Consider the following 1,989-nt stretch of genomic DNA (forward strand, 5'->3'; position numbering starts at 1 on the left):
ATTCAAACCCAATAGTTATCTGTAGTTTACCAATATCAGAGGGAGTATTTCAATTTTTAAACAACAAAAAACTGGGTCCTAAAAGTAGGGTGCTTTATTAAGCGTCTACTTTATAGGATCCAGTTTAGTCCGTAATAAAGCTTTTATTTCTAAACATGACGAGAGGACTAGAGTCGGAAAAGATATCGGTACCCATAAACAGTCTGGAATCATACTCTACTCCAAGTAGGTTATAGAGTGTAGGGACAATATCAAGATTCGAACTTGGTTTATCTATCGTAACAGGATCCATATCCTTTGAATAAAGAATCAAGGGGCTTTTATAGAGCTCAAAAGTTCTGTCCACGTTATGTCCAGCAAGTTCGTCTATGGTTGAGTTATCAAGACCATAGGGGTAATGATCTGTAGCTAAGACAATTAATGTCTTGTCTGCAATACCCGCCTCTTCCAGTTGCTTCAGCATATTCTCTAAAGCTTTATCAAGTTCGATTTGAGTAGCCAGGTAGGCTTTGGCTTGTTCCGAATAAGGTAAATCCGCGACATACTCTTTGTTTTTATAAGCAATATTGTTTCCTGCAAAGGAATACTGCATATGGCCACTGACTGTCACGTAATAAGCATGGAAGGGTTCATCATCTATATACTCAGGAACCGTTTCCTGTATCATTTCCAGATCGGACCTTGGCCAGCCTCCACTTATTTCGAGACCATTTCCGATTCCCTTGTAATCATAGCCCATATTTGGATGGGAAGCATCTCTATTATAATAAGTATAATTATGGTTATGATAGGCGACTGTATTATAACCGAGTTCTTTTAATTGATTACCCATAACATAAGGCAGCTCTATATTGGCCGAAGCAGAAAAACTCCAGATTCCACTTTTGGGAACAAGACTGGTCAATGATACGTATTCACCATCGGAACTACTTACATCCCAAAGGGGCACATAAAAATCGGTGAAATTGTATCCTTCATGAACCATTTTATAGAGAGTGGGTGTCACGTCCTCATGTACAGCATAAGGAGCAAAACTTTCAGCAGTTAGAAAGATAAGGTTATATCCTTCATATCTCCCAGTGTATTCATTTTTTGCTGTAGGTTCCACGCTTGCAAAGTAATTATGCATCTGGTTGAGACTGTCATCATTTCCATCCGAAAGCATTTTATCGAAATCGATATCTAACATATTATATTCTATTTCCTTCTCTACATTTTCTTTTTCATCCGTCTCCATTTCGATATCTGCTTCAGCATACTCTTTTTCAGGTTCATCTATTGGCTCTGGATTGGAGGTAGGCATATCAGGAGCTGTCTGGGTAGGTGACCATCCAGTAGCCAATCTTTGAAAATCTAACCGCATGGTAGTGATCATACCAAGCCTGTCAACAGAAAGAACGGGGTCCCTTGTTTGGAAATATAAGTCATAGGCTGAATTTTGATCTTTTCCATTGAACCAAATTGTAGTCAAAGCTGTTATATGAAAGATTATAACTAAACAAATCAATAATCCCCTATAAATTCCTCTTATCCTGTCAAAACTGAACATTCTTTTACCCCAAAGCAAGATAAAAAAAGCTGGCAGAAAAAATAAAAGTATCCAATAATAATTATTTAAAATGATCGTCCCTATATCCTGCCTAAATTCAAATATCTGAGAAACATTTCCCGCTGAATAAAAGCTGTAGAAGGTCCTGAAGAACTGATTATAAATAAATTGTGTAGAGAAGATTAAGCCCGTTATTATAAGAAGTACAACTGATAAAATATGATTGGTTTTATTTTGGAATAAGCTGGAAAGTAAAAAAATAACAATGGCTAAAGTCATTGAAAATATAAAAGAAATTAAAAGACCTATAGAAACAAAACCGGTATTTCCCACTACGTTCAATCTCAAGATAAACTCCATAAAGAACAATGAAAGTATATAATAAACTAATAGTGGCAGACTTTTTTTATTTTTAAGCATGAAAACGCCTCCTTTATATC

Annotated in this window: 1 protein-coding gene; it reads right to left on the bottom strand. The window is 36.1% G+C overall.

The window, feature by feature from the left end:
* Nucleotides 1-124: 124 nt before the first annotated feature.
* A complete protein-coding gene (locus tag AX762_RS11495) occupies nt 125-1,375 on the bottom strand; it encodes an LTA synthase family protein (protein ID WP_177244110.1) in 1,251 nt (416 codons plus the stop codon).
* Nucleotides 1,376-1,989: the final 614 nt, after the last annotated feature.

This window comes from Alkalibacterium sp. 20 (genome assembly GCF_001885615.1).
Lineage (GTDB): Bacteria > Bacillota > Bacilli > Lactobacillales > Carnobacteriaceae_A > Alkalibacterium.